19 protein-coding genes and 1 pseudogene are annotated in these 22,610 nt (G+C 42.7%); 9 read left to right on the top strand and 11 right to left on the bottom strand.

Translation table 11 applies throughout. The features are described from left to right. Positions 1 to 291: 291 nt before the first annotated feature. The 5 genes from AC2SLM_RS12200 to AC2SLM_RS12180 all read left to right on the top strand — a co-directional run bounded on the left by AC2SLM_RS12200 (position 292) and on the right by AC2SLM_RS12180 (position 8,177). Positions 292 to 1,032 (top strand): ABC transporter permease, encoded by a 741-nt coding sequence (locus tag AC2SLM_RS12200; protein ID WP_486554161.1) that lies wholly within the window; start codon positions 292 to 294, stop codon positions 1,030 to 1,032. Between the two features lie 9 nt (positions 1,033 to 1,041). Continuing rightward, a complete protein-coding gene (locus tag AC2SLM_RS12195; RefSeq protein ID WP_486543521.1) occupies positions 1,042 to 1,767 on the top strand; it encodes an ABC transporter permease in 726 nt (241 codons plus the stop codon). 223 nt (positions 1,768 to 1,990) lie between these two features. Next, the gene (locus AC2SLM_RS12190; protein ID WP_486554159.1) at positions 1,991 to 4,207 is read left to right on the top strand and encodes a PhoX family protein; all 2,217 of its coding nucleotides are present in this window, start codon (positions 1,991 to 1,993) and stop codon (positions 4,205 to 4,207) included. A 330-nt stretch (positions 4,208 to 4,537) separates the two neighbouring features. Then, positions 4,538 to 6,550, top strand: coding sequence for a PhoX family protein (locus AC2SLM_RS12185; protein ID WP_486554157.1), 2,013 nt, complete (start codon positions 4,538 to 4,540; stop codon positions 6,548 to 6,550). Positions 6,551 to 6,713: 163 nt separating this feature from the next. Next, the gene (locus AC2SLM_RS12180; protein WP_486554155.1) at positions 6,714 to 8,177 is read left to right on the top strand and encodes a PGAP1-like alpha/beta domain-containing protein; all 1,464 of its coding nucleotides are present in this window, start codon (positions 6,714 to 6,716) and stop codon (positions 8,175 to 8,177) included. Positions 8,178 to 8,612: 435 nt separating this feature from the next. On the opposite strand, the gene hslO is transcribed toward AC2SLM_RS12180, so the two are convergent. Then, positions 8,613 to 9,545, bottom strand: a complete 933-nt coding sequence (hslO, locus tag AC2SLM_RS12175; protein WP_486554154.1) for an Hsp33 family molecular chaperone HslO — start codon at positions 9,543 to 9,545, stop codon at positions 8,613 to 8,615. 275 nt (positions 9,546 to 9,820) lie between these two features. On the opposite strand from hslO, the gene AC2SLM_RS12170 reads away from it, so the two are divergent. Next, the gene (locus AC2SLM_RS12170) at positions 9,821 to 11,236 is read left to right on the top strand and encodes an FAD-dependent oxidoreductase (RefSeq protein WP_486554152.1); all 1,416 of its coding nucleotides are present in this window, start codon (positions 9,821 to 9,823) and stop codon (positions 11,234 to 11,236) included. Between the two features lie 181 nt (positions 11,237 to 11,417). Here the strand turns inward: AC2SLM_RS12170 and AC2SLM_RS12165 are convergent, their stop codons facing one another. From AC2SLM_RS12165 to metX, 3 genes are all read right to left on the bottom strand, one after another. Beyond that, complete coding sequence (locus tag AC2SLM_RS12165; RefSeq protein WP_486543528.1) at positions 11,418 to 11,999, bottom strand: tetratricopeptide repeat protein; 582 nt, start codon at positions 11,997 to 11,999, stop codon at positions 11,418 to 11,420. A 412-nt stretch (positions 12,000 to 12,411) separates the two neighbouring features. Next, entirely contained in the window at positions 12,412 to 13,035 is a 624-nt protein-coding gene (metW, locus tag AC2SLM_RS12160) for a methionine biosynthesis protein MetW (protein WP_486554151.1), read from the bottom strand. Then, positions 13,032 to 14,195 (bottom strand): homoserine O-succinyltransferase MetX, encoded by a 1,164-nt coding sequence (metX, locus tag AC2SLM_RS12155; protein ID WP_486543543.1) that lies wholly within the window; start codon positions 14,193 to 14,195, stop codon positions 13,032 to 13,034. Before metX ends, metW begins: the two co-directional genes overlap by 4 nt. Positions 14,196 to 14,623: 428 nt before the next feature. Here metX and hemH point away from each other — a divergent pair, with 428 nt between their 5' ends. Continuing rightward, complete coding sequence (gene hemH / locus AC2SLM_RS12150; RefSeq protein ID WP_486554149.1) at positions 14,624 to 15,643, top strand: ferrochelatase; 1,020 nt, start codon at positions 14,624 to 14,626, stop codon at positions 15,641 to 15,643. Positions 15,644 to 15,855: 212 nt separating this feature from the next. Here the strand turns inward: hemH and AC2SLM_RS12145 are convergent, their stop codons facing one another. The 4 genes from AC2SLM_RS12145 to AC2SLM_RS12130 form a co-directional block, all read right to left on the bottom strand. Next, positions 15,856 to 16,068 carry a hypothetical protein gene (locus AC2SLM_RS12145; protein ID WP_486554147.1) on the bottom strand — a complete coding sequence of 71 codons (213 nt, stop codon included), beginning with the start codon at positions 16,066 to 16,068 and terminating at the stop codon, positions 15,856 to 15,858. Positions 16,069 to 16,109: 41 nt separating this feature from the next. After that, positions 16,110 to 16,652, bottom strand: a complete 543-nt coding sequence (locus tag AC2SLM_RS12140) for a ferritin (RefSeq protein ID WP_486554145.1) — start codon at positions 16,650 to 16,652, stop codon at positions 16,110 to 16,112. A gap of 332 nt (positions 16,653 to 16,984) precedes the next feature. After that, a complete protein-coding gene (locus tag AC2SLM_RS12135) occupies positions 16,985 to 17,782 on the bottom strand; it encodes an SDR family NAD(P)-dependent oxidoreductase (protein WP_486543533.1) in 798 nt (265 codons plus the stop codon). 206 nt (positions 17,783 to 17,988) lie between these two features. Further along, complete coding sequence (locus AC2SLM_RS12130) at positions 17,989 to 18,366, bottom strand: hypothetical protein (RefSeq protein WP_486554143.1); 378 nt, start codon at positions 18,364 to 18,366, stop codon at positions 17,989 to 17,991. A gap of 750 nt (positions 18,367 to 19,116) precedes the next feature. Here AC2SLM_RS12130 and AC2SLM_RS12125 point away from each other — a divergent pair. After that, a pseudogene (locus tag AC2SLM_RS12125) lies at positions 19,117 to 19,347 on the top strand (alkane 1-monooxygenase); the annotation flags it as partial. A 55-nt stretch (positions 19,348 to 19,402) separates the two neighbouring features. Continuing rightward, entirely contained in the window at positions 19,403 to 20,680 is a 1,278-nt protein-coding gene (locus AC2SLM_RS12120) for an oxygenase MpaB family protein (protein WP_486554141.1), read from the top strand. A 14-nt stretch (positions 20,681 to 20,694) separates the two neighbouring features. Here AC2SLM_RS12120 and AC2SLM_RS12115 read toward each other — a convergent pair whose 3' ends face one another. From AC2SLM_RS12115 to AC2SLM_RS12105, 3 genes are all read right to left on the bottom strand, one after another. Continuing rightward, positions 20,695 to 20,961 (bottom strand): hypothetical protein, encoded by a 267-nt coding sequence (locus AC2SLM_RS12115; RefSeq protein WP_486554139.1) that lies wholly within the window; start codon positions 20,959 to 20,961, stop codon positions 20,695 to 20,697. A 205-nt stretch (positions 20,962 to 21,166) separates the two neighbouring features. Continuing rightward, entirely contained in the window at positions 21,167 to 21,679 is a 513-nt protein-coding gene (locus AC2SLM_RS12110; protein WP_486554137.1) for a hypothetical protein, read from the bottom strand. Positions 21,680 to 21,697: 18 nt separating this feature from the next. Beyond that, complete coding sequence (locus AC2SLM_RS12105) at positions 21,698 to 22,516, bottom strand: IS3 family transposase (RefSeq protein ID WP_486553195.1); 819 nt, start codon at positions 22,514 to 22,516, stop codon at positions 21,698 to 21,700. Positions 22,517 to 22,610: the final 94 nt, after the last annotated feature.

Raw genomic sequence — 22,610 nt, 5'->3', positions numbered from 1 at the left:
GAGTTTGAATATGAGAACGCCTTTCGAGTTTCATCAAAGTTATGGGTGTTCTGCATAGAAAAAACCAGATACACGGGGTATCTGGCTTGTTTTAAATCATCAACCTATTTTAGGACGAGACAGTTGGCTAAATTGATTAGCAATGATTTAGAATTTATCTTCTGCTTAACGAAAGTAGGCAGAATGTGTTAGAATTCGGCGCTTGCACGTTTATGATAAGGCAGATTTATGCCCGCTTGTAACGAATGTATGTTTCTCCACTCATTCTCACTCATTTAGGTATCTACTCACGTGTTTGATCTGCAAGGTTTTGGACATCTCCTACTCAGCGGCTCCTTGATCACCATCAAGCTTGCTTTATCAAGCCTTGCGATAGGTTTAGTATTGGGACTGCTAGGCGCCACTGCTAAAAGCTCGAAGATTTGGGTTTTACGTAAGTTGGCTACTGTTTATACCGCCACCATGCGTGGTATTCCTGAGCTACTATTGGTGCTGTTTTTATATTACGGCGGTTCCATGCTTATCATGGCGGTGCTACAACGATTCGGCTACAACGAGTATGTCGAAGTCAGTCCGTTTTTGGCAGGTGTGTTGGCCTTATCCATTGCCTTTGGTGCGTACGCAACCGAAGTGTTCCGTATGGCTATCCAAGAGATTCCCGAAGGGCAGTGGGAAGCGGCGCAATCTATCGGTATGAAGCCAATGCAGGTCTATACACGCATCATCGTGCCGCAAGTGTGGCGTTTGGCGCTGCCAGGTCTGGGTAACTTATTCTTAGTGCTATTAAAAGATACGGCGCTGGTCTCTGTGGTGGGTCTAAAAGACATTATGTATCATGCCTCGCGTGGTGCTCAAGCAACGCAGCAAGCATTTACCTTTTATATGGCCGCAGCGATTATTTATTTAGGTCTGACGGTTGTGATTACCGGTGTAATGATGTGGTTTGAATGGCGCGCTAATCCTGCACAGCGTTATGCCAAGAAGCTTTCGAAACAAAAAGTACCACAATCACTTAACGCGGCAAAAGGGTAGGAGGCAACTATGGACTGGAATTGGGAAGTCATTTTCAAATACCTACCTGATTTATTAAGCGGCGTTGTGTTAACCGTTGAGCTGGTAGTCTTCTCTGGAGTATTGGGGCTGTTTTTTGGTTTGATTCTCGCATTGCTGCGTTTGTCATCTAATAAATTGGTGCAGGTGCTACCTTTTTTATATATCTTCTTTTTCCGCGGTACACCGCTACTGGTACAGATATTCCTTATCTATTATGGTCTATCGCAGTTTGAGTATATAACCAACTCCTTCTTATGGGAGCCCGTACTTAAGCAGCCATTTTGGTGTGCGATTATCGCCTTTACTCTAAATAGCAGTGCTTATACAGCAGAGATTATCCGTGGTGCGATCCAGTCGATACCACCAGGCGAGTTAGAAGCTGCAGATGCTATCGGTATGTCAAGTTGGCAAAAGCTGACCCGCATTACCTTGCCACGTGCATTTGGTATCATGCTGCCAGCGTATAGTAATGAAATTATCTTCATGCTAAAAGGCAGCTCGCTTGCGATGACTATTGCGCTTATGGATATCACTGGTATTGCCAAGACCATCAGTGCGCGTACCTATACGATTTTTGAGTTATATTTTGCGGCAGGTGTCATCTACCTTGTCTTGTCTTGGGTGATTTTATTGACCTTCCGTTTCTTAGAAAAACGCTTTAATCGTCATACCAGTTATGTACCGCCAGATGTGGCCACACACACCGTGCCTTAAGTAGGTAATGGACGTTAAGCAATAGATTTACAACTTGAAATACAAGTGTTAAAAAGCCGGCATTAGCCGGCTTTTTTGTTGGCTTAATTTGTCATGTCATCGTTATGTCATAAATCTTTAAGCAGGGTGTCATCATAGACACGTAGTCTAATTAAAAAAATTGCTCTATAGAGCAGATTTCTTTTCATTAACCCAGCATCTCGCATAGGCAAGGTAACTATTTATGACACATCCAACTTCAAACCAAACCAATCAATATGTTGCTAAAGAATTTGTAGAAGATTCAAACCCAACCAATAACCCTGAATTTGAATCCATTATACAGCATCGTATGAATCGCCGTAGCGTGTTAAAAGGGGGTTCGGGTCTAACCGCAGCTGCATTTTTTGGTGCGCTTCCTCTAGCGGGCTGTGGGGATGACGATGATTGGCATAGTGGTAGTACGGATAATAATCCGACTGTTGACAACAATCCTGCGCTTCCAGCCAGTGGCGATTTAACCCGTCCGCAAGCGTTGAAATTTACCGCAGTTCCTCATTCAACTGCCAAAGATATGAGCGTCGCTGAAGGCTACAAAGCCGAGATAATTTTGCCACTAGGCACGCCGCTTATGTCTGGTATTGAAGATTGGAAAGATAACCGTGAGCAGTCTGCAGAATCATTTGAGTATCGCATGGGTGATAACCATGATGGTATGTGGTTCTTTGGCAAAAATGGTAACAACTATGACCCGAAATCAGCAGAGTCTGGCTTACTGGTTATGAACCATGAGTATGTCAACATGGACAAGCTTAGTCCATACGGTTATAAAGTGGTTGAAGATAAAGACGCAGCGCCAATTTATCAAAAGCGCCGTCTAGGTAGTGATGTGCGCCGTGAAGTAAACTGTCACGGTGTGGCTGTGGTAGAGATGCGTCGCCGTGCTGATGGGAAAGGTTATGAGATGGTCAAAGACTCTGCATATAACCGCCGTATTACCAGTATTTCTGAAGCACAAATTACCGGTCCTGCTGCAGGGTCTTCTTTATTAGTGACCAAATACGACCCAACCGGTAACAAGACACGCGGTATTAACAATAACTGTGGTGCTGGCATGTCACCTTGGGGCACTTACTTAACCACAGAAGAAAACTTCCTAGGTGTCTTCGCCCGTGGTAGTGATGCCAACAAAATAAGCAGTGCTGAAAATTATGGTCGTGTGCGTTATGGTGCTAAAGAAAACTTCGCAAGCTGGGATTATAAGTGGCATTCGCCAGTAGCCTCTGAAGCCAAAGTAGAAGATGAATTTGCCCGCTGGGATATGACAGCGACTGGCACTGATGCAACTCAAGATTACCGCAATGGCTTTAACACCTTTGGTTTTATTACCGAAATTGACCCATTTGATTCAAAGGCACTGCCACGTAAACGTACGGCTTTAGGCCGCTTTGCTCATGAGAACTGTGCTTTTGCACCGGTTAAAGAAGGTCAGCCAGTGGTATTCTACATGGGTGATGACTCTCGCGGTGAATACATCTATAAGTTTGTGTCTGATGCGACTTGGTCTAATCGTGATATCGGTGGTGGTCTGGCTGCAGGTGATAAATATATGAATGCCGGCACGCTGTATGTTGCTGTATTTAATGAAGATGGTAGCGGCGAATGGCGCCCGTTAGTACAAGGTCAAAATGGTCTAGATAACAGCAATGCGGTATTGCCATTTACCAGCCAAGCGGATGTATTGGTCTTCGCACGTGCCGCTGCTGATGTGTTGGGTGCAACCAAAATGGACCGCCCTGAGTGGGTATCAGTAAGCCCAATCACAGGTGAAGTCTATGTGACTTTGACCAATAACAAATACCGCGGCGAGCGTGACGATCAGCCAGTGAGTGCGTCTAACCCACGTAGTTATGACGATAAGGGTAATGACAACGGTCATATTATCCGCTGGGCTGAGTCAAATGGAGACCATGCTGCGACTTCATTTGAATGGGATATCTATCTGTTCGCTGCACCAAGCGACAAGGCTCAAGAGAATTTATCTGGTCTAAATGATAATAATGACTTGTCATCACCAGATGGTCTGTATTTTGATCCACGCGGTGTACTGTGGATTGAAACGGATGACGGTGCTTATACGGATACCACTAACTGTATGCTACTTGCTGCCTTACCGGGCAAGGTCAATGATGGAGAGGTTAAAACCACATCAGCAGGTCAGCAAACCCGTGTGGGCAGACAAGCTAATGATGAGAACATCAAGCGCTTCTTTGTTGGTCCTGAAGGCTGTGAAGTCACCGGCATCACCATGACGCCAGACTTCAAAACCCTGTTTATCAATATTCAGCATCCAGGTAATAACTGGGGCGCGGTCGCTGGTGGTAACACGCCGCGTTCAGCCACAGTGATGATTACACGTGAAGATGGGGATGTGATTTTAGCCGAGTCATTCGATGCTTAAATTCGAATAAGTAGTCTGTAATATTTATAGCAGCCTAATTAGGCTAACCCCGTAGGTCACGCTACGGGGTTATTTTTGGCTAATAATTAGTATTAGAAAATCAGTGTCAGAATAAGTACTAGATCAAATGTAAGTCAGAGATAGCCAGCCTAGTTTTGCTTAAGTCACTAAGTTGTCACATTCTTCTCTTAACATAAGCTTACGAACTTTTTAAGCCAGATATTCGGCCTGCCGAAACTTATTTAATAAGCACAGCTATTACTTATTTAGCAACATTTTCTTAAACCATTTACTTAAACAGTGTTATTTTGATTATTCTAGGACAGCTATATGAGCCAAGCCACAGCACCTGCTAACAGCGTTGAAAAAAATGAAAACATCAGCCACAGCCAGTCTCCTTTAAAACAAACCACCACACGTCGTAGCGTATTACGTTTTTTAGCCGGTGTCCCAATTTTACCGCTGGCGGCATGCTCTAATAACTCTTCAATCCTGCGTCAGCCAGCGGCGAGCCACAACCCTTCTGCAATGGCAAAAGCCATTCAATCTGTTAAATTTATCGGTATGGATGCACCATCGCTTGATAACCCTGAGAATATGGCAACGGTATACGTTGATTCCAAAATGCAGGCAACGTTCACTGACGGTAGCAAGCAAGTATTTGACCTTGAATATAATCCGTTCTTTGTGACTGGTGATTTAGTGCCAGACGGTAAGGGTGGTAAAACTCGTGCCGGTCAGCTATATAATATTGAAAACCGTCCTATTTATGACGCCTCGGCTGGCGAGCCTGTGCCATTTTTTTCTAACTGTCCAGACGGCTCATCATTATTAACAGTTAAGGGTGCCAAAGTACCAGGCGTTCAAGGCAATCCGGTCTTTGCTGTGGTGCAGTTTGAATACACCAGCATGAACCACGCCGGTAAAGATATGTGGGGCCGTGTACCGTCTCCAATCGCAGTATTAACGCTAGACCAAAACCCTGAAACTGGCGAGTTAAGACTGGTCAAATATCATAACGTAGACACCTCACCAGTGCATGGTTTATGGATTACGTGTGGCGCGTCATTATCGCCATGGGGCACACATTTATCATCAGAAGAGTATGAGCCAGATGCACACAACCTAGTGGGCGAGCATGATGGTAAATTCTTAGATTTCAGCCAGATGTTATACGGCGATAAAAACAAAGCCAATCCATATCACTATGGTCATATGCCAGAAGTATTCGTAAATCCAGACGGCACCGGCTTTGTGAAAAAGCATTATAACTTAGGCCGTATCTCACATGAGCTGATTCAAATGATGCCAGATGAGCGCACCGCATTAATGGGTGATGATGCGACCAATGGTGGTCTGTTTATGTTCGTTGCTGATAAGCCTCGCGATTTATCATCAGGCAATCTATACGTTGCCAAAGTAACTCAGACCACACCAAAAGGTGTTGGTACCGGCGAATTTAACACGCAGTGGATTCATTTAGGTCATGCGACCAGCACCGAGATTGAAGCGATGGCAAATACCTTCAAGCCGCAAGATATCATGAGTGTTAAATACGAAGATCCAAATGACAGCAGCTACACCAAAATCTATTATGGCGGTAAGCCAAACTGGGTTAAATTAAATACCAGTAACCCTAAAGCAGAAAAAGCAGCCGCTTTCTTAGAGACGCATCGTTATGCTGCATTAAAAGGCGCATCACTGGCCTTTACCAAAATGGAGGGCACCTCAGTTAACGTTAAAGACAAGATTGCTTATTCAGCAATGGCGCGTATTGAAAAATCAATGGTTGACCCTGCTAAATATGGTGATTACGGTGTTCACGTTGCTCAAAACAAATCAGGGGCAGTGTATGCGCATCAGCTACGTGGTGGCCAAAAAACCATCAATACCAATCAAGCCATTAATTCAGAATGGGTGCCCGTTCATATGTCTGTTCCGACTAACTTAGCCGGTCAAGATATTAAAGCCGATGCCCTAGGTAATAAGTCTCATCCGGACAAAGTCTCTTGCCCTGATAACCTTAAGTTCTCTGAAAAGCTGCGTACCTTATTTATCGGTGAAGATTCAGGCACTCATGTCAATAACTTCTTGTGGGCTTATAACGTAGATACCAAGGAGCTGACCCGTATTTTATCAACGCCTGCTGGTGCTGAGTCAACAGGCCTACATGCCATTGACGAAGTAAACGGTTATACCTATATCATGAGTAACTTCCAGCATCCAGGTGAAGGCCTTGAAGACAATCCGGTAGTTGCTGCTAAGGTCATGCCAATTCTAAAACGCAATTACAAAGACAACTTTGGTGCTGCGGTTGGCTATCTTGGCTTAGTAAACAGCTAATAGCACGAAGACAGCGTTTATAGAATAAGCCCTAGTCTCCACTTTTAACATTTTATTATATTATTTAGATGTAAATTTACCTCAAGTTAACACTTGGGGTTTTTACTTTAGGGTACAGACAAGATAATATGTCACTATTATTCTTATTGAACGTTATAAAACTATGTCTATTTCTAAGTCATCAAATCAATATCCCATTGATTCTAAGTGCGATTTAATCACTGCTAGCACGCCTGTTTTTTTAAGTGACTTACATGAAAAACTAGACGAGCTAGATAACGTCGATGTAGATGAGATTCTTAAACAAGCCAATATTGGTACCAAGACCTCAGCTCAGTGTAACCCCAAAACAGGGCCAGTCTCTTTAAGTGACCTTTTTGAAGGGCTTGCGCAGTTGACGACCACAGGGGCCGTTGAAGTTACCGAAATAGTTGAAGCGATTCATTCTGAGATGATATTGCGACCGCTAGGCCGCTACAATGACGATAACCTGAGTCGTTGGCAAAATGGATTAACGCGCCGCGTCTATAATGGGGTGCGCCAAACCATGCAGCTTTTGGGTACCAACCTGACGGCAACGGGTATACACCTATATAGACGCAGTCTACAGCATTCAAATAAACCATTACCAGATGTGCTCAAACGCTTAGTCAATGTGATTAATGGTATGATGGGCGATCACTTAGTTACGCAGGATAATCCGCTTGCAGTACCGATGAGATTCTATGATCGTTATGGTCAGCCGCAACGTTTGCCGGTGTCTGGACGTATCGTTGTGCTATGCCACGGTCTGTGTCTGAGTTATTTGACTTGGCATCCTTGCGAAGAGGACAGCTTGGGTGAAGCCATTGTATTAGCAGAGCCGAAAGCCACGGTGCTGTATCTCGACTACAATACCGGTAGGCGTATTTCACAAAATGGGCACTGCCTGTCTGCTTTGATGCAACAATTGGTTGATGACAATCCTGATATCACTCAAATTGATTTGGTCGGCTATAGTATGGGCGGACTGATATCACGCAGTGCGCTATATTATGCTGAGCAAGAGGGGCTCGATTGGCTAAAACGTGTTGGCAACTTTATCACCATCGGTACGCCGCATCATGGAGCGATATTAGAGCGCATTAGCTATCATGTACTCGATATTATCGGCAAAGTGCCGTTTGCTGGTTCGTTATCTAAGCTTGGTAATATTCGTAGTGCTGGTATTATTGATTTGCGTCACGGCAGTATCCGTGATGAAGATTGGCAGCATCTTGATGTGCGTGATGTTCTGCCCGAAGATTTTCGTCATCCTGCCAAGCTGCCAAGCCACGTAAGAACCTTCTTTATTGCAGGTACGATTGCCGAGGGGCTTTATGATTCTGTCGCTACCAGTTTGGTCGGTGATGGTCTGGTCATGGTAGAGTCTGCACTCGGTGAAAACCCTGAGCACGATGAATATACGCTTTATGTGCCAGAAGGGCAGAAAGCAGTATTTTATGAGGTCAATCATATTAATCTGCAATATGATGAGCGGGTGCGTCAGCAAGTTATCGCTTGGTTAACCGATAACGGTAAGACGGAATATTCGCTTAAACCAAGAGTGGAGTCGTTTCCTGATAACGATTTGGAAGTTATTGTTTAACGCCAGCCAAACAAACAGACTATATTAGGGCGTGTGGAACATTCGACCATGGCACTGGCGGCGACTATTTTTTAGTCAATATGCAGTGAAATTTTTGACGCTTAGTCATTCTAAGTTAGACAATTTCGCAATATATTGGCAAAAAAGAGTCCCGCCCCTGAGAACGGATTAAGCAAAGCACTGCTTTGCCCGTTCGCAAGGCGAGAGCTGTGCTCGAGTGAGGCTGATGCTAAAATCGCCTCAGACGTTGTTGCAAACCTAGTCAAGGTCTAGACATTAACTACGGTTTACGCCTAGTCTGAAACAATTTTAGCTATCAGCAGTGCTAATTTGCGAATGTTCCACACGCCCTAATTAAGATCATAAAAAAACCTCGAGCCGTTGCTTGAGGTTTTTATTTGTCACTTGATAAACGATTAGGTGAACAAAGTATTTTTAACTAAAAATCTGTTCAACATCAGCTTTAGTGAATTTATATACAGAGCCGCAGAAGCCGCAATCCATTTCGAACACGCCGCCTTGCTCTTCAATGATATCTAGCGCTTCGGTTACACCGATTTGGGTAATGGCCGATTCACACTTTTCACGTGAACAAGTACAGCCAAATTCAAGCGGCACAGGATCAGGGGCAACCACGCTTTCCTCATTGTACAAGCGGTAGATAATCTCGCTGGCATCAAGTGTGGTGAGCTCTTCAAACTTAACGGTACGGGTTAATAAGGTTAAGCGCGTCCACAAGTCATCATCAATACCTGCAGTTTCATTTTGCTCAACTTCATAGCTTTCAGCAGCAGTGCGCGGTAGCATCTGTACTAGAATACCGCCTGCTTGCAGACCATCACACGCAAGGTTAATCAGTGTTGGAATCTGTGCTGATTGCAATTGGTAATGTGCCAAACATTCAGCAAGATTGTCATGGCTACGCTCAACAATACCCTGATAGGCTTCGCCCTTCTCGGGCTGAATATTAATGAACATTACCCCTTTACCCACAGCACCCAGTTCAGCAAAAGCATCATCGGCAGTCGTCTTATCTGCCCAAGCTTGCTTTTGCTCATCGGTGTCCTGCTTCCAGCTGGCAAGCGCACGGATAATACCCGATTGATCGCATTCTGCCATTGCCCAGTTCAGCAGGCTGTGTTCATCTGATGACTGCAGCTGGATAGATAGGGTGCCGTTAATTTTAAGCGTACCAATTAATAGACTGGCCGCTGTAAGCATTTCACCAAGCAAGCGTTTGATAGACTCAGGATAATCCTTTTGCGCGGTGATGGTGGCGTAGCTCTGTTTTAGGCGTACCACGTCACCTCGGACAGGTGAGTCTTCAATAAAAAAGCGTTGGCGTAAATCATTTATAGCTGTGGTCATAAATTACTCTATTTGGTCAATGTGATAGAGAGAGGGCCGCGCTAGGGCGCCCGCTGTCATTGCTGTATTTATGGGGACGGTTGTTAGATTATCAAACGGTGTGCTAACTTTTAATGTTATTATTTAAGCATAAAAGCAGGTCATTTAGCGCGCGGTATTTAATCAACTAAGTCAGGTAAACGCCCTAAAATAAGAGTGAACTTAAATAATAAAAGCGATAAATGCACCTGCCATACCTTCTAAAACAGCCAACCAAAATAATAAAAGGACTTATTATGAGCGACAATCCGCACGCAACAAATACCAAAAATATTACCCCCTATGAATGCCAAGCTTGTGGTTGGGTGTATCCACCTGATTCTAAGTTGAGTGAGTCCCAAACCACCCCCTTTGAACAGCTGTCAGACAGTTTTCGCTGTGCGCTTTGCGGTGTGGGCAAGTCGGAGTTTAAGCCGCTGCCATCTGAGCAAACGCATTCTACAAATCAGCCGCTCCCTTTTAGTACAGAGCATAAGGATAACGAGGTGGTGATTATTGGCGGAGGGCTTGCCGGATGGTCAATGGTCGATGCGCTGCGTGCTAAAGATGCCGATATTGAGATTACTCTAATCAGTAGCGACTGTGCCAACCGCTATCATAAACCGATGTTATCTGCAGCCTTTAGTCAAAACAAAACACCAGAGGATTTAATCCGAATGACAGGAGAGGAGGCAGCCAAAAAATCAGATATTACGCTGCTGACTCAAACTCAGGTCTTATCAATTGATAGCCAGAATCGAACATTGCAGACTGATAAAGGTGAGAGTCACTATGTTAATTTAGTGTTGGCAATGGGAGCCATGCCGGCAATACCGCCTTGCTTTGATAGTGACAATATTTGGCATGTGAATCATATCGATAATTTCGCTAAGATACAGACTGCGCTGTCCGATAATTCAGATAACGAAAGCAAACATATTGCTGTTATTGGGGCAGGTATGGTCGGTACTGAAATTGCTGAAGATTTAACCAAGGCAGGTCAAAAGGTAACGTTAATTGATATGAATGATGCGCCTTTAGCGGCCATGCTTCCAAAAGTTGCCACCCAAAAGATTAGCGATGCATTAAAGGCGCAAGGTATTACCTTTATTGGGAACAGTCGTGTCGATAAGGTAGAGCAAGTGGCGGATAGTGGCTATCAATTGGTTATTACTAATTGTCACAATAACAGTGAAGTCCGCCTGCAAGTCGATCATATTTTGATTAGCACCGGTCTAAAAGTACCTGCCGATTTGCCAAATAGCGCAGGTGTTGAGTTTGATACGCAGACAGGTATTGCAGTCGATGAGTCGAGCTTACAAACCAGCGCTGCACATATCTATGCCATTGGTGATTGTATGTCGATAGACAACGCACCGTGTCGTTATGTCGCACCCCTCAGAGCGCAAGCGGCGACCATTGCTGAGCATATCCTTGGTCAAGAAAGTGATGATTATCAGCATCAAGCCTATACTCATAAGCCGCCTATGATTCGCCTAAAGAATAAGTCAATTTCAGTCAGTGCGACAGGAGCACCGACTGCTGATGAATCAAAAGGCGTATGGCGTGTTGCCAATGAAACAGAAACTGCATTAAGTCATGATACGATGCTAGAGCAAGTTTCAGAGATAGGCGAGATAATAGCAACCGCCACTCTAAAAGTACCGAAATAAGTTTCTGACTTGAGTTGGACTGTGTGAGCTAGCCAACTATTTAGGGAATGAGTGTTAAATAACTGATAGAGATAATACAGACAGTAAAAAACCCAGCCTGGGCTGGGTTTTATTTCATCAACTGATTGTATTAAGAACTGATTGTATTAAGCTTCAGTCAGAATGATGACTATATTAGATATTATTTGCTTTGGAACCAGCTGTCTGCTTGGTTACGAGCAGTAGCAACATCAGAGCTTGATAAGTTAAGTGCCAATTGACCGATTTTACCACGTGCTTTGTTACGTACTTGCTCATTTAACATACCGTCACGGGCAGATAGTTCATACCATTTATAAGCGTCAACCAATTTACGCTGCTTCTCATCAATCAAAGCTAACGTGTAGCTGGCACGGTTATCACCACGTTTTGCCGCACGTTCAAGCCAATAGCGGGCTTGCTGTTCGTTTACGGCAACACCTTCGCCGCGAGCATACATGATGCCTAGGTTAAGCTGTGCTGGCGTTACGTTTTGGTTTGCAGCGCGGGTGTACCACTCTAATGCTTTTTTCAAATCTTTAGTAACACCGATGCCTTTTTGATAACGCTTTGCTAAGTAGAACTGAGCATGATCGCTACCTTGGTTTGCACGAGCAGTTAAATCATTGATGCTCATTACTTCATAGCGTGACGTATCCAATGGTACGTTGGCAACCAATTCAGCTTGGGCTAAACCAGCAGTAGCAAATAGGGCAGTGAATAGGGCGGCTTTTAAAAGTTTCATACGGGTACATCCAAAAATTGACTGTATTTAAGCAAATATTTTTAAGCAAAAACTTAACAGTAAAAGGGGCCGACCAACGGCAACAACAGTACAAGCCATTTTAATCTTTTGCTTTAAGATCTATTAGTTGGTCGTGAGTTATTAACAAAAATAGCAATTAAAGCTGAATGAGATTTACAGTGCCGATAACAGATAACCGACAAGATTTACATAGCTTAACATCGACATAAAAGAAACTCAAACCCATAAATATGATAAATAGCTTGGATAAATAATTTTACTGTCAAAAACCGCCAATCAGTTGTAACAAAGTAATACCAGTAAGAATCAAGCAATAAATGAGGGCGCAAAACTCGTATTTATAGTGTTGCTCATTATTTACCATTTAATAAATAAGTGAGCTTTTGGCTATTTATCCATCTGATTTGGTAACACGATAAATCGCAACATCGGCCAATAAGTTTGGTGCTTGTTTGATTAACGTGGTCATTAACGCAGAGCGCTTTTTACCACCAAAGCCAGAATCTGTCACTGCAAAACGGTTAATGATTTTAATATTGTTATCCGCGCACAGCTCTTCAAAGTCTTTGAAGGTACATAAGTGAATATTTGGGGTGTTATACCATTCATAAGGCAGCGCTTCGGAGACAGGCATTAGACCTTTAAGGCCGAGATGCAACCGGTTCTGCCAGTGGGCAAAGTTTGGGAAAGTAATCACGGCCTCTCGACCGACACGTAGCATATCAAGCAGCAGCGTATCTGGTGATTTTACAGCCTGTAACGCACGAGCCATGACTACGGTATCGAAGCTATTATCTGCAAATCGTGCTAACCCGTCGTTTAGGTCTTGCTCGATAATGTTTAAGCCTTTAGCGATGGCCTCATTGATTTTGTCGCCATCAAGCTCAAGGCCATAGCCGGTGACCCCAAGCGTGTGCTGCATATGCTCTAATAGTGAGCCATCACCACAACCCAAATCCAGTACTCGAGACTTCGGGGTAATCCAGCGTTTGGCCAGTTCATGATCTATTCTCATGCTAGGTGCTCCTTAGTCTCAGATTTTAAATTGCTGCTATTTTTATGCTCTAAGAAAGGCGCATTCAAGAAGCCTTTGACCGCGCCCATGTAGCGAGGGATATCAAATAAGAAAGAGTCATGACCGTGCGGCGCATCGACATTGACGTAGCTGACTTGTTTGTCATTGGCCATGAGCGCATCGACAATCTCCTCTGAGCGGGCAGGGGCAAATCGCCAATCTGTAGTAAACGACACAATTAAGAACTGACATTGACTGCGGTTTAAGGTCTGCTCTAATGCTTGCTGCTCGGACAGGCTTTCATCGGTAACATAGCCGCGGCTGGTATCGAAGTAATCCAGCGCTTTGGTCATTAACAGATAAGTATTCGCATCAAAGTTTTCACTAAAGCGCTCACCTTGATAACGCAAGTAGCTTTCGACCTGAAACTCAACATCATAGCCATACATAAATTTACCTGACTTTAAGTCGCGGCCAAATTTAGACTTCATTGCCTCTTCAGTCAAATAAGTAATATGACCGACCATACGCGCTAAAATAAGCCCGCGACGCGGATAAGTGCCCGCCTCTAAGTAGCGGCCTTTATTAAAATCCGGGTCTGATAAGATAGACTGACGCGCGACCTCATTGAAGGCAATGTTTTGTGCCGACAGCTTAGGCGTACTGGCAATAATCACACAGCGCTTTAGGCGATTAGGATAATCCACCGACCACTGTAGTGCCTGCATACCGCCCATTGAGCCACCGACAATAGCATGCCAAACATCTATGCCTAATCGATCAGAGAACATGGCTTGAGTTTTGACCCAGTCTTTAATGGTAATTAGCGGGAAGTCAGGGCCATAGGGTTTGCCCGTTTCTGGGTTTGGGGTTGTCGGACCGGTAGAGCCATGACAGCTACCGATATTATTAAGACAAACCACATAAAAGCGATTGGTATCAATGGTTTTGCCAGGACCAATCATGGTATCCCACCAACCAGGCTTTTTATCATCAGCACTATGCCAGCCTGCAGCATGATGGCTACCAGATAGGGCATGGCATATTAATATCGCATTGGACTTATCAGCGTTTAGCTCACCATAAGTTTCATAAACCAAATCAAATTCAGATAAGGTCCGATTACACTCTAAGGTGAGCGGCGTGTCAAAATGCATCATCTGCGGCGTCACGATACCCACAGAGTTGGCAAGTTTTGGATCGGTCGTGGTCGATTGGATGCTCAAAATTACCTCAGTATTGATTTTAAAAGGGCAGTAAGGATAGTTAAATATTTTTATCGGTCACAGTTGCACCTGTATGAGTTTGTATGATATTGAAACGGTCATATCAGGGTCGCAACACTGCTATAGTTTTGTATTGTAGGCGTAAGCAGGATTAAGTACAACATGACCAAGTACGAATTATAACCACAAGTCAGTACACAAAGGGCTTTTGCATAAACTTACGTTATTTAATAGCATCGTTTTAGTCAACATTAGCTGAATAATGCTACACTGATGCGTATCAATGATATGATTTAATGCCTGTTTTACAGACAGTACATGATTATATATTTAGTTAGATTTGTAAGGATATCCGTCTCATTATGAAACCCAATCAACCTCCCCGTATTGCTGTTCTATTGGTCAATCTTGGTACGCCAGATGAGCCGACAGCGCCTGCGGTTCGTCGTTATTTAAAGCAGTTTTTGTCAGACCCGAGGGTTATTGAGATACCGCAGTTTTTATGGGCGATTATTCTAAATCTGTTTGTCTTGCCGTCACGTCCTAAACGCGTGGCAGAAGCCTATGCCAGTGTGTGGGAGGGCGACTCTCCTATCCGTAGAATCTTAAAGGAGCAGGTCGCTTTATTACAACAGCGCTTAGATGGCAGCGTGTCACCGTTTGAGGTGTCGGTTCATCCTGCGATGACCTATGGTAACCCTGGTATTCCTGATGTGATGAGTCAGCTGTGCAGTGAGGGCGTTGATCATTTTGTTATTTTGCCTTTGTTCCCGCAGTACTCAGCAACCTCAGGTGGTGCAGTTTATGATGCGGTTACTAAATGGTCGCTTGAGCAGCGTAATCTGCCCAATTTAACCATTGTTAAAGATTACTTTGCGCATCCGCTATATATCAAAGCATTGGCTGATTCTATTCGCCGCTTCCAAGCGGAGCACGGTAAGCCTGACAAACTGATGTTTAGCTTCCATGGTATTCCGCAGCCTTATGCTGATAAAGGCGATCCGTATCCTAAACGCTGTAAGTGCACCGCAGCACAAGTGGCACACGAGCTAGGACTTAATGAAGATGAATGGATTATCAGCTTCCAATCTCGCTTTGGTAAGCAAGAATGGGTCAAGCCTTATACTGATGTCACTTTGGAGGAATGGGGTAAATCCGGTGTACGCTCGGTGCAAGTGGTCAGTCCTGCTTTCTCAGCAGATTGCTTAGAGACGCTAGAGGAATTGGCGATGGAAAATCGTGATAACTTCTTAAATGCAGGCGGGCAAGAGTATCACTATATTCCTGCGCTAAATACTGATAAGGGTCATATTGATATGATGGAAGCCTTAGCGAAACCATTGGTTGAAGGGTGGGTAGCGACCTTAGATGGTTGGGCCTAATGATAGTCAAAGAAGTCAAAGAAGGTTAAAAAACAATCGAGCCTAGATACGACAAATATAGGCTTAGCGAGGTTAAACCCCTAATCGTTTAGTAGTTAGCGGACTATAGCTTTAAAAAATATAAGCTTTTAAATATGTTATCCAAAAAAACACCGCCAGTTTAACTAGCGGTGTTTTTGCTTTATATATGAATAATAATGAGTGTTTAAAAACTATTCATCTTCAAAGCTTTGCTCAACGGCATCATCATCAGCAATATCACGAATGGTTGGATAACCTTCATCATCTAACGCATCATCGACCAATACTTCATCAATGCGTGATTCATCAATATTCTGACGGTGCATCGGCGTCAAGCCTTCTTGTAGGTTCTCACCTTCATTCATCGAATCTAAGCTGATTGCCGTATCTATTGGATCTTTCATAATCTACTCCTTTAGAGTTTATTTTTTGGCAAAACAAACCGTTATAGGTTTTGCTCACGAGGAATTTCAGCTTCCTGAGGTGCGTTAGCCATATCACGGTCAAGAGAGTAGAAGTTAGCATTATTGTCTTTGCTTTCTGATGCCAGTGCAAATTTATCACGCAGCTCATCAATAAGCGCTTCTTCTTCAATTTGCTCTTTCACGAACCATTGTAAGAAGTTAAAGGTTGGCCAATCCCTTTCATCCAATGCCTTATCAACTAATGCATAGATTTTTTTGGAGTTATCTAACTCATGTTGCCAAACATCTTCGATACAAGATTCTAAATCTACAGGATTATCACGTGGTGCAGGAATTGAACCAATTTTAGCTTCACCACCGCGAGTTTGGATATATTCTAAGAACTTAAACATATGTTGGCGTTCTTCTTCTGAATGCTTATAAAAGAATTCAGCGATACCTGCATAATTATTAGAATCTGCCCAAATACCAAGCGCAAGATACGCTTGTGCTTGAGTAGCTTCATTGTTCATCTGTTCATTTAACGCTTGTTCCATACTGTCAGAAATACGCTTGTCACCCATAATATACTCCTCAATGTTTGAATGTTATCTTTTAAGAAAAAGGTTCGTTGTCTCAGGTTTAAGACTAAAAACAGTGAGTCGTTATTGTTATTAGTATCACTGTATATTTCAAATCATAAACCAAAATTTAAACCTAAAATTTGGAAGCAACTAAAGTATAAGGGGTGAAATAAGGAATATAGGTAAGGCTTGAGTTATGAGTTGTGCATATTATGTTAGAGAGGTTAAGAGTTGTAACATAAACTAAAGAAAAATATTGAAACAAAAAAAAGCCGGCACTAAGCCGACTTTTTATTAATAAATATTAGAGCGTGTTAATGACAATAAATGGATTAAGCACCAACCATCTTGTTTACCCAGCGTACCATAGAGGCACTTGGCGAAACCTGTGCAAGGGTGCTAAATATTTTGGCAGGTATACCTACTGAGTAATGGGTTTTATGTAATTTCTTATTCGGTGAAACAGATAATTTATACAGCAGTTTACCCACATCGTCAGGGGTTAGGTTTAGACCCAAGCGATCAATACTGGTAACGCTAACGCCTTTGGTCATATCGGTTTGTACCCAAAGTGGCATCACATCGATAACTTTAATACCCTTAGGCTCAAACTCAATGTTTAACGCTTCAGTTAAGCCGCGCACAAAGAATTTACTGGCAGAATAAGGGGCAATTTCAGGCTGACCATAGATAGCAGAAGCGGAAGAGAGGTTGATGATTTTTTGATGCGCTTGACCACTCATTTGACTGCCTACTTTATGACAGCCGATTAAAACACCTTTACAGTTAATATCAACCAGTTTTAGCTGTGCTTCCAGCTTAGTATCTGGCAAATCACCCGTTACCAAAATACCGGCATTATTGATTAATACATCAATGCTGCCAAATTTTTCATTCATCTCTTCAATAGCGCTGTCCCAGTCTTCAGGAAGGGTCACGTCTAGATTGCCATGAGCGATGGCGTTAGATTTAATCGCCTTTTTAAAGGCTTTGTCTTTAAGCGCGGACTCAAGCTCGTTAACATCAATGTCAAATAAGCCAACATTATGACCTTTTGAAGCCAGTTTTTTTGCAGTGGTCAGGCCAATGCCGCGTGAGGCACCCGTGATTAGAATATTTAGTGGGGTCATTAAAAGCATCCTTGTCTTAATTATGGAGGAGAGGCTTATGAGGTAGCGTTAATCATTGTCCAATAAACATGACTCAACAATCATCGATACGCCCATAAGTTATTTTACTTAACTGATTATATAATATAAGTAGATATAATCGAATTATTAACGTGTGCGCTATAGTGCACAAACCATATGACTATAGCAAATCAAATGTTTTTTATCTAACACTGATTTTGATTGGCTAATTGAGGTTCTGTTATGGCTGAAGAAGGCGTCTGGATGGCAGACGGCAGCTGCTGTTTTAGGCAGCACTCAAAGGGCGTTAATGGGAAGCGAATTAAATACACCAAGGTAATAATATAAATAATTCCCTCAGAAATCTCTTCTACCCAGACACCTAAATCATGACCAAAGCCAATACCATGCTCGCCGCTATACTGCAGAATAGCTAAAGCAAGCACAGAAAAATAGATCGTTTTGGGTACATCTTTTAATACGGCCCATAAATAGTGCCAACTGCGAATCAAAAAGACTAGTATCGTGATTCCAACGACCAATAAGACCGAGTCCTCCCACCATTCATAGGATTTACCTAACAATAAAAAGGTCTTTGGTATATAAAGATCCGACAAAAAACTCAACTCACGGCGGACGGCTGCGAAAAAGACCAATGCAGAGGCAAACCAGAAAGATTGACCAATCTTAAGGTGGCTTTTTCTAGCATATAAGGCACAGATAATTAAGCAGATGAATAAAGAGAGTGCTTCAAAAATTTCAATGAAGCTGTCTTCGTTAACGATAGTGGTTCTCCAACGTATAGATTAGTAACGGTCTGATATCTATATAGACAACCCTTTTAAAAACAGTGCGTATTTAATTAATGTGATATACGATTTGTATCATCTGAACACAGTTAGCAGCGCTTAATTTTGATTGCATACTAATAAGGATTGGTATGGTGCAGACCTGACTTTCAGGTAATGAAAAAAGACTATTAATATTTTTTAAATAGTTGACATTTCAGGTTTAATTAAGCTTAATTATAACGCTAATCTAAAGGTGTTGCTACCCCTATAATAAATTTTGCGCTATCTGCTGTGCGATTTGCATAGGTACTGACAGTTATAGATAGTGGATAAAAAAACCTTCAACACATAGATAATAAAGGCGTAAGGGTTGTTATGTATGTTAAATAATAGGCGGTTTATGACAAATAGTTAAAAGGTTATTGTAAAAAGCAATAAGTTCGTAGCCATGGTCATTAATACCAAAATATATTTATCCACCTACATACTTAGTGATATAAATAAGAAAACGAGAGAGTTTATTTGATTTGCGATTAACCGTTTTATCAAGTATTGCGCCACTTTGATGAATCACCACAGCTGCCGAGCGGTTATGCCAGTATGATTATACCGGCTTATTTTCCGCCATTGTGGTTTGCCATCATGAATAAAAGAGTGGTTGAGCATTATAAGGGCGATATAAGCCGAATTAATATGTACCACAAACCGCTGAGCCCGCGTATGCAAAAAGCCACAAAACTGATTCGTAAAGGGTTAGACTGGTTAGGTTATTAATGTAAAATTAATGACTTAATATAAGTTTAGCTATCGAATAAAGGACGTCAGAGATATGTCTTCTCGCACAGCGCCGCACCAATCAAGCTCATCCTTAAAGGCATCTTCAAAGATTGAGAACTACGGCCGCACCGCACATCCTAGTGATAATAAAGACCTGCAAGTGCTACAACGTATGCGCAGGTTTTTATTGCCCAAAGGATATACCCTCAAGCCGGAATTATTAGACAAAATCGCCGATGGCTACGAGATTACTGACCCTGCGGTTGATGCGATTATCAACAGACACGGTAGATTTGCCGATGCGCTGCAGCAATCTATTATCGATAAAGCTAGATTTGAAGCATCTGATCAGGCGCATCTGTTAAACGATTCTGATTTTCAACAGCTACGTAAGCAGTTTGCCACGCATCCTGATTGGTTCGACGCTAAGCTTGCTGAAAAAGGGGCAATTGCCTATCGGCGCTATCCGCTGACCCTGGTTTGGCTACTGCGCAATGTGGCTTTGATGGCCGGCTACAGTATTCCTGCCTTGTCATTACCGCTGATTAAAACAGGAGCATTGGTACACGATGCGCTGGCACGTTTGTACCGTACTTACGGTTATATGATGGCGGTGTCCGAGCACCCGAAAATCACAGGTGATGACACCGTGTTAGCGATAGGCGGAGAAGCGTGGCGCCAGACCATTCGAGTGCGTCAGCTGCACAGCATGATTCGAAAAGGCTTGGTAAAAGATGGCTTTGATACACAGTATTGGGCGCAGCCGATTAATCAATCAGATATGATAGCCACTCATTTGCAGTTCTCCCTGCTGATTTCAAATGGTCTAAAGTGGCTTGGCGCGCGCATCACCAAAGAAGAAGCAAAAGGGATTATGCATTTGTGGCGTTTGGCAACTTGGTGGATGGGGGTAGACTTAGCGCGCATTCCTAAGACTGAACAAGAGTCATGGGAGTGGTTTTATAACTATTTATCGGTGCAGAAGCTAGACTTTGAGGTCGGTAGGCCGCTTTCTAAAGCATTGCATGATTTGCCATCACAAATTATGGGTGAGACCAATTGGCGTGGTCATGCGGTTGAGCTGGTCAATGCCAGTGTCACTCGTACTTTTGTGGGTGATGATATTGGCGATGGGTTAAATTTGCCTAAGCTGCCGTTGCGGCAAGGCGTCTTACTTAGTGCGCCTATATTGTTTGGCATAGACACCGCACGCCGCCTGCATCCTAAGCTTGAGAAACGTATTGAACGGTTTAGACGCACTCGGCAAGACAATATGAATTGGTGGCTTAAAAAAAACGACCCTTATTATGCCAATAAAAAAACGCTGTAGGGTCGTCCTAACTTTTATCGTTGTTGCCACAACTCATTTGCCTCAATCAGTGACAATTCAGGATAACGCTTGCGCAGCGCCTTAATCGCTTTTATTTTATCCAGATGCGCTAAGTGAGTTCGCAAGTAGACCAATCGCTCATCTTCAAAAGCATCATTTGAAGAGCGAGCGGTTAATTGTTTGACTCTCGACTCTAAATGCTCAATTCTTTTGCTTTTCAAATATAATGAGAACAGTAGAGAGATAATGAACAGTAAATAGACGATCTGCTCTAAAGACATGCTAAGCCTCCTATAGACCGAACATTATATTTTGGCAAGATTCGGACGGTATTTTAAGGTTCTAAGAGATTTTAAGAAATGTATCTTAGGTAAGGTATTTTAAGAGGGTGTAAAGGAAGTATGACTTTAATAAATAGATTATTGGCAAGTTTATATAAAACGAAGCTTTAACATTCTAATAAATATTTCAAAAAGTATTCGACGTTCAATACGACCATTTGCTCATTAATCCATGCCACTCATTCCAAAACTGAGTAAAGCCATTAAGTTCAAACTCATCGCTTGGTAACACCTTAAGTTTAGGCTGATAGAAAAGTTGTACCTCTTTGGCAAAAGCAATAACCATTTTTCTATAAGTTTCAAAATCCAGTTTGCCTTTTGTACCACTTTCAGATGTGAATACAACATTACCCTCTATGTGTTCTATCTTCCAATCAAAACCCGTAGGACAACCACAGATAACGACATAGTTTTCATTATTAGGGCTGGGTATAAGAAAATTACCGCAACACGGAACAATTTGGCTACCGAATGACTCATAGTCACAATCCTTATCTAACGACCTTAATAAATATAATGCAGTTGCGGAGAGAGCATATGAGCCATCTTTTTCGCTAATTATAATCTCATCAGCAATGCGCAAATATACTTCGCCATGGGAGCATAGATCGTCTTTATCATATTTATCATCATCCTGTAAATACCCCATTCTTAACACAACATCATCGTAGAATAATTAAGCCACCTGCCTGTACTCAGCAGGTGTCATATCATTAAGTGAATCATGGGGTCTTTCGGTGTTATAAACCTTGATCCATTCTTCAGTCAGCTTATTGACTTCATTTAAATCATTGAATAAATAACAATCCAAAACCTCATTGCGATAACTACGATTAAACCGTTCAATATAAGCATTCTGATAAGGACATCCAGGCTCAATATAGTCAATATAAATACCATGAGCTGATGCCCAGTCAGTAAACACTTTAGAGGTAAACTCACTGCCATTATCCACACGAATCTGCTTAGGATAGCCATGCCACTCGGCTAACTGGTCAAGGTAGCGAATCACTCGGAGTGAGGGAATACTGGTACCAATATCAATGCCGAGTACTTCGCGGTTATAATCATCAATCACATTAAAGGTGCGAAAGCGAATATTGTTGTATAGGCTGTCGCTCATGAAATCCATTGACCAAGTATGTCCCAATGCATTTGGTACACTTAACGGCTGAGGATTGCGTGTTGGTAGACGTCTTTTAGACTTACCACGTAGGTTTAAGTTTAACGCTGTATAAACACGATGTACGCGCTTATGATTCCATGAATAGCCAAGCTTGCGTATACGCTTAAAACACTTTGGGAAACCCCAACTATTGTGCTTATCTGTTAGCTCATTTAAAACCTCAATAATTTCACTATCATCAGATAGTTTAGGCTTATAGTAGTAAGCAGTTCGACTGATGCAGACGACCTGACAACTCAATGCAATACTGATACCATACTGCGCCTGTAACTCTTGCGCCCAGACTTTGCGCGCGAGGGCAGGCGCTATAGCTTTTTTATGATCTCTTCCTGCATCTGCGCTTTGAGGCTTAAATCAGCAAACATCTGTTTAAGCCTACGGTTTTCTTCTTCAAGCTCTTTTA

Source organism: Psychrobacter sp. CX16 (assembly GCF_057396245.1).
This window is presented reverse-complemented; position numbering and strand designations above follow the sequence as displayed.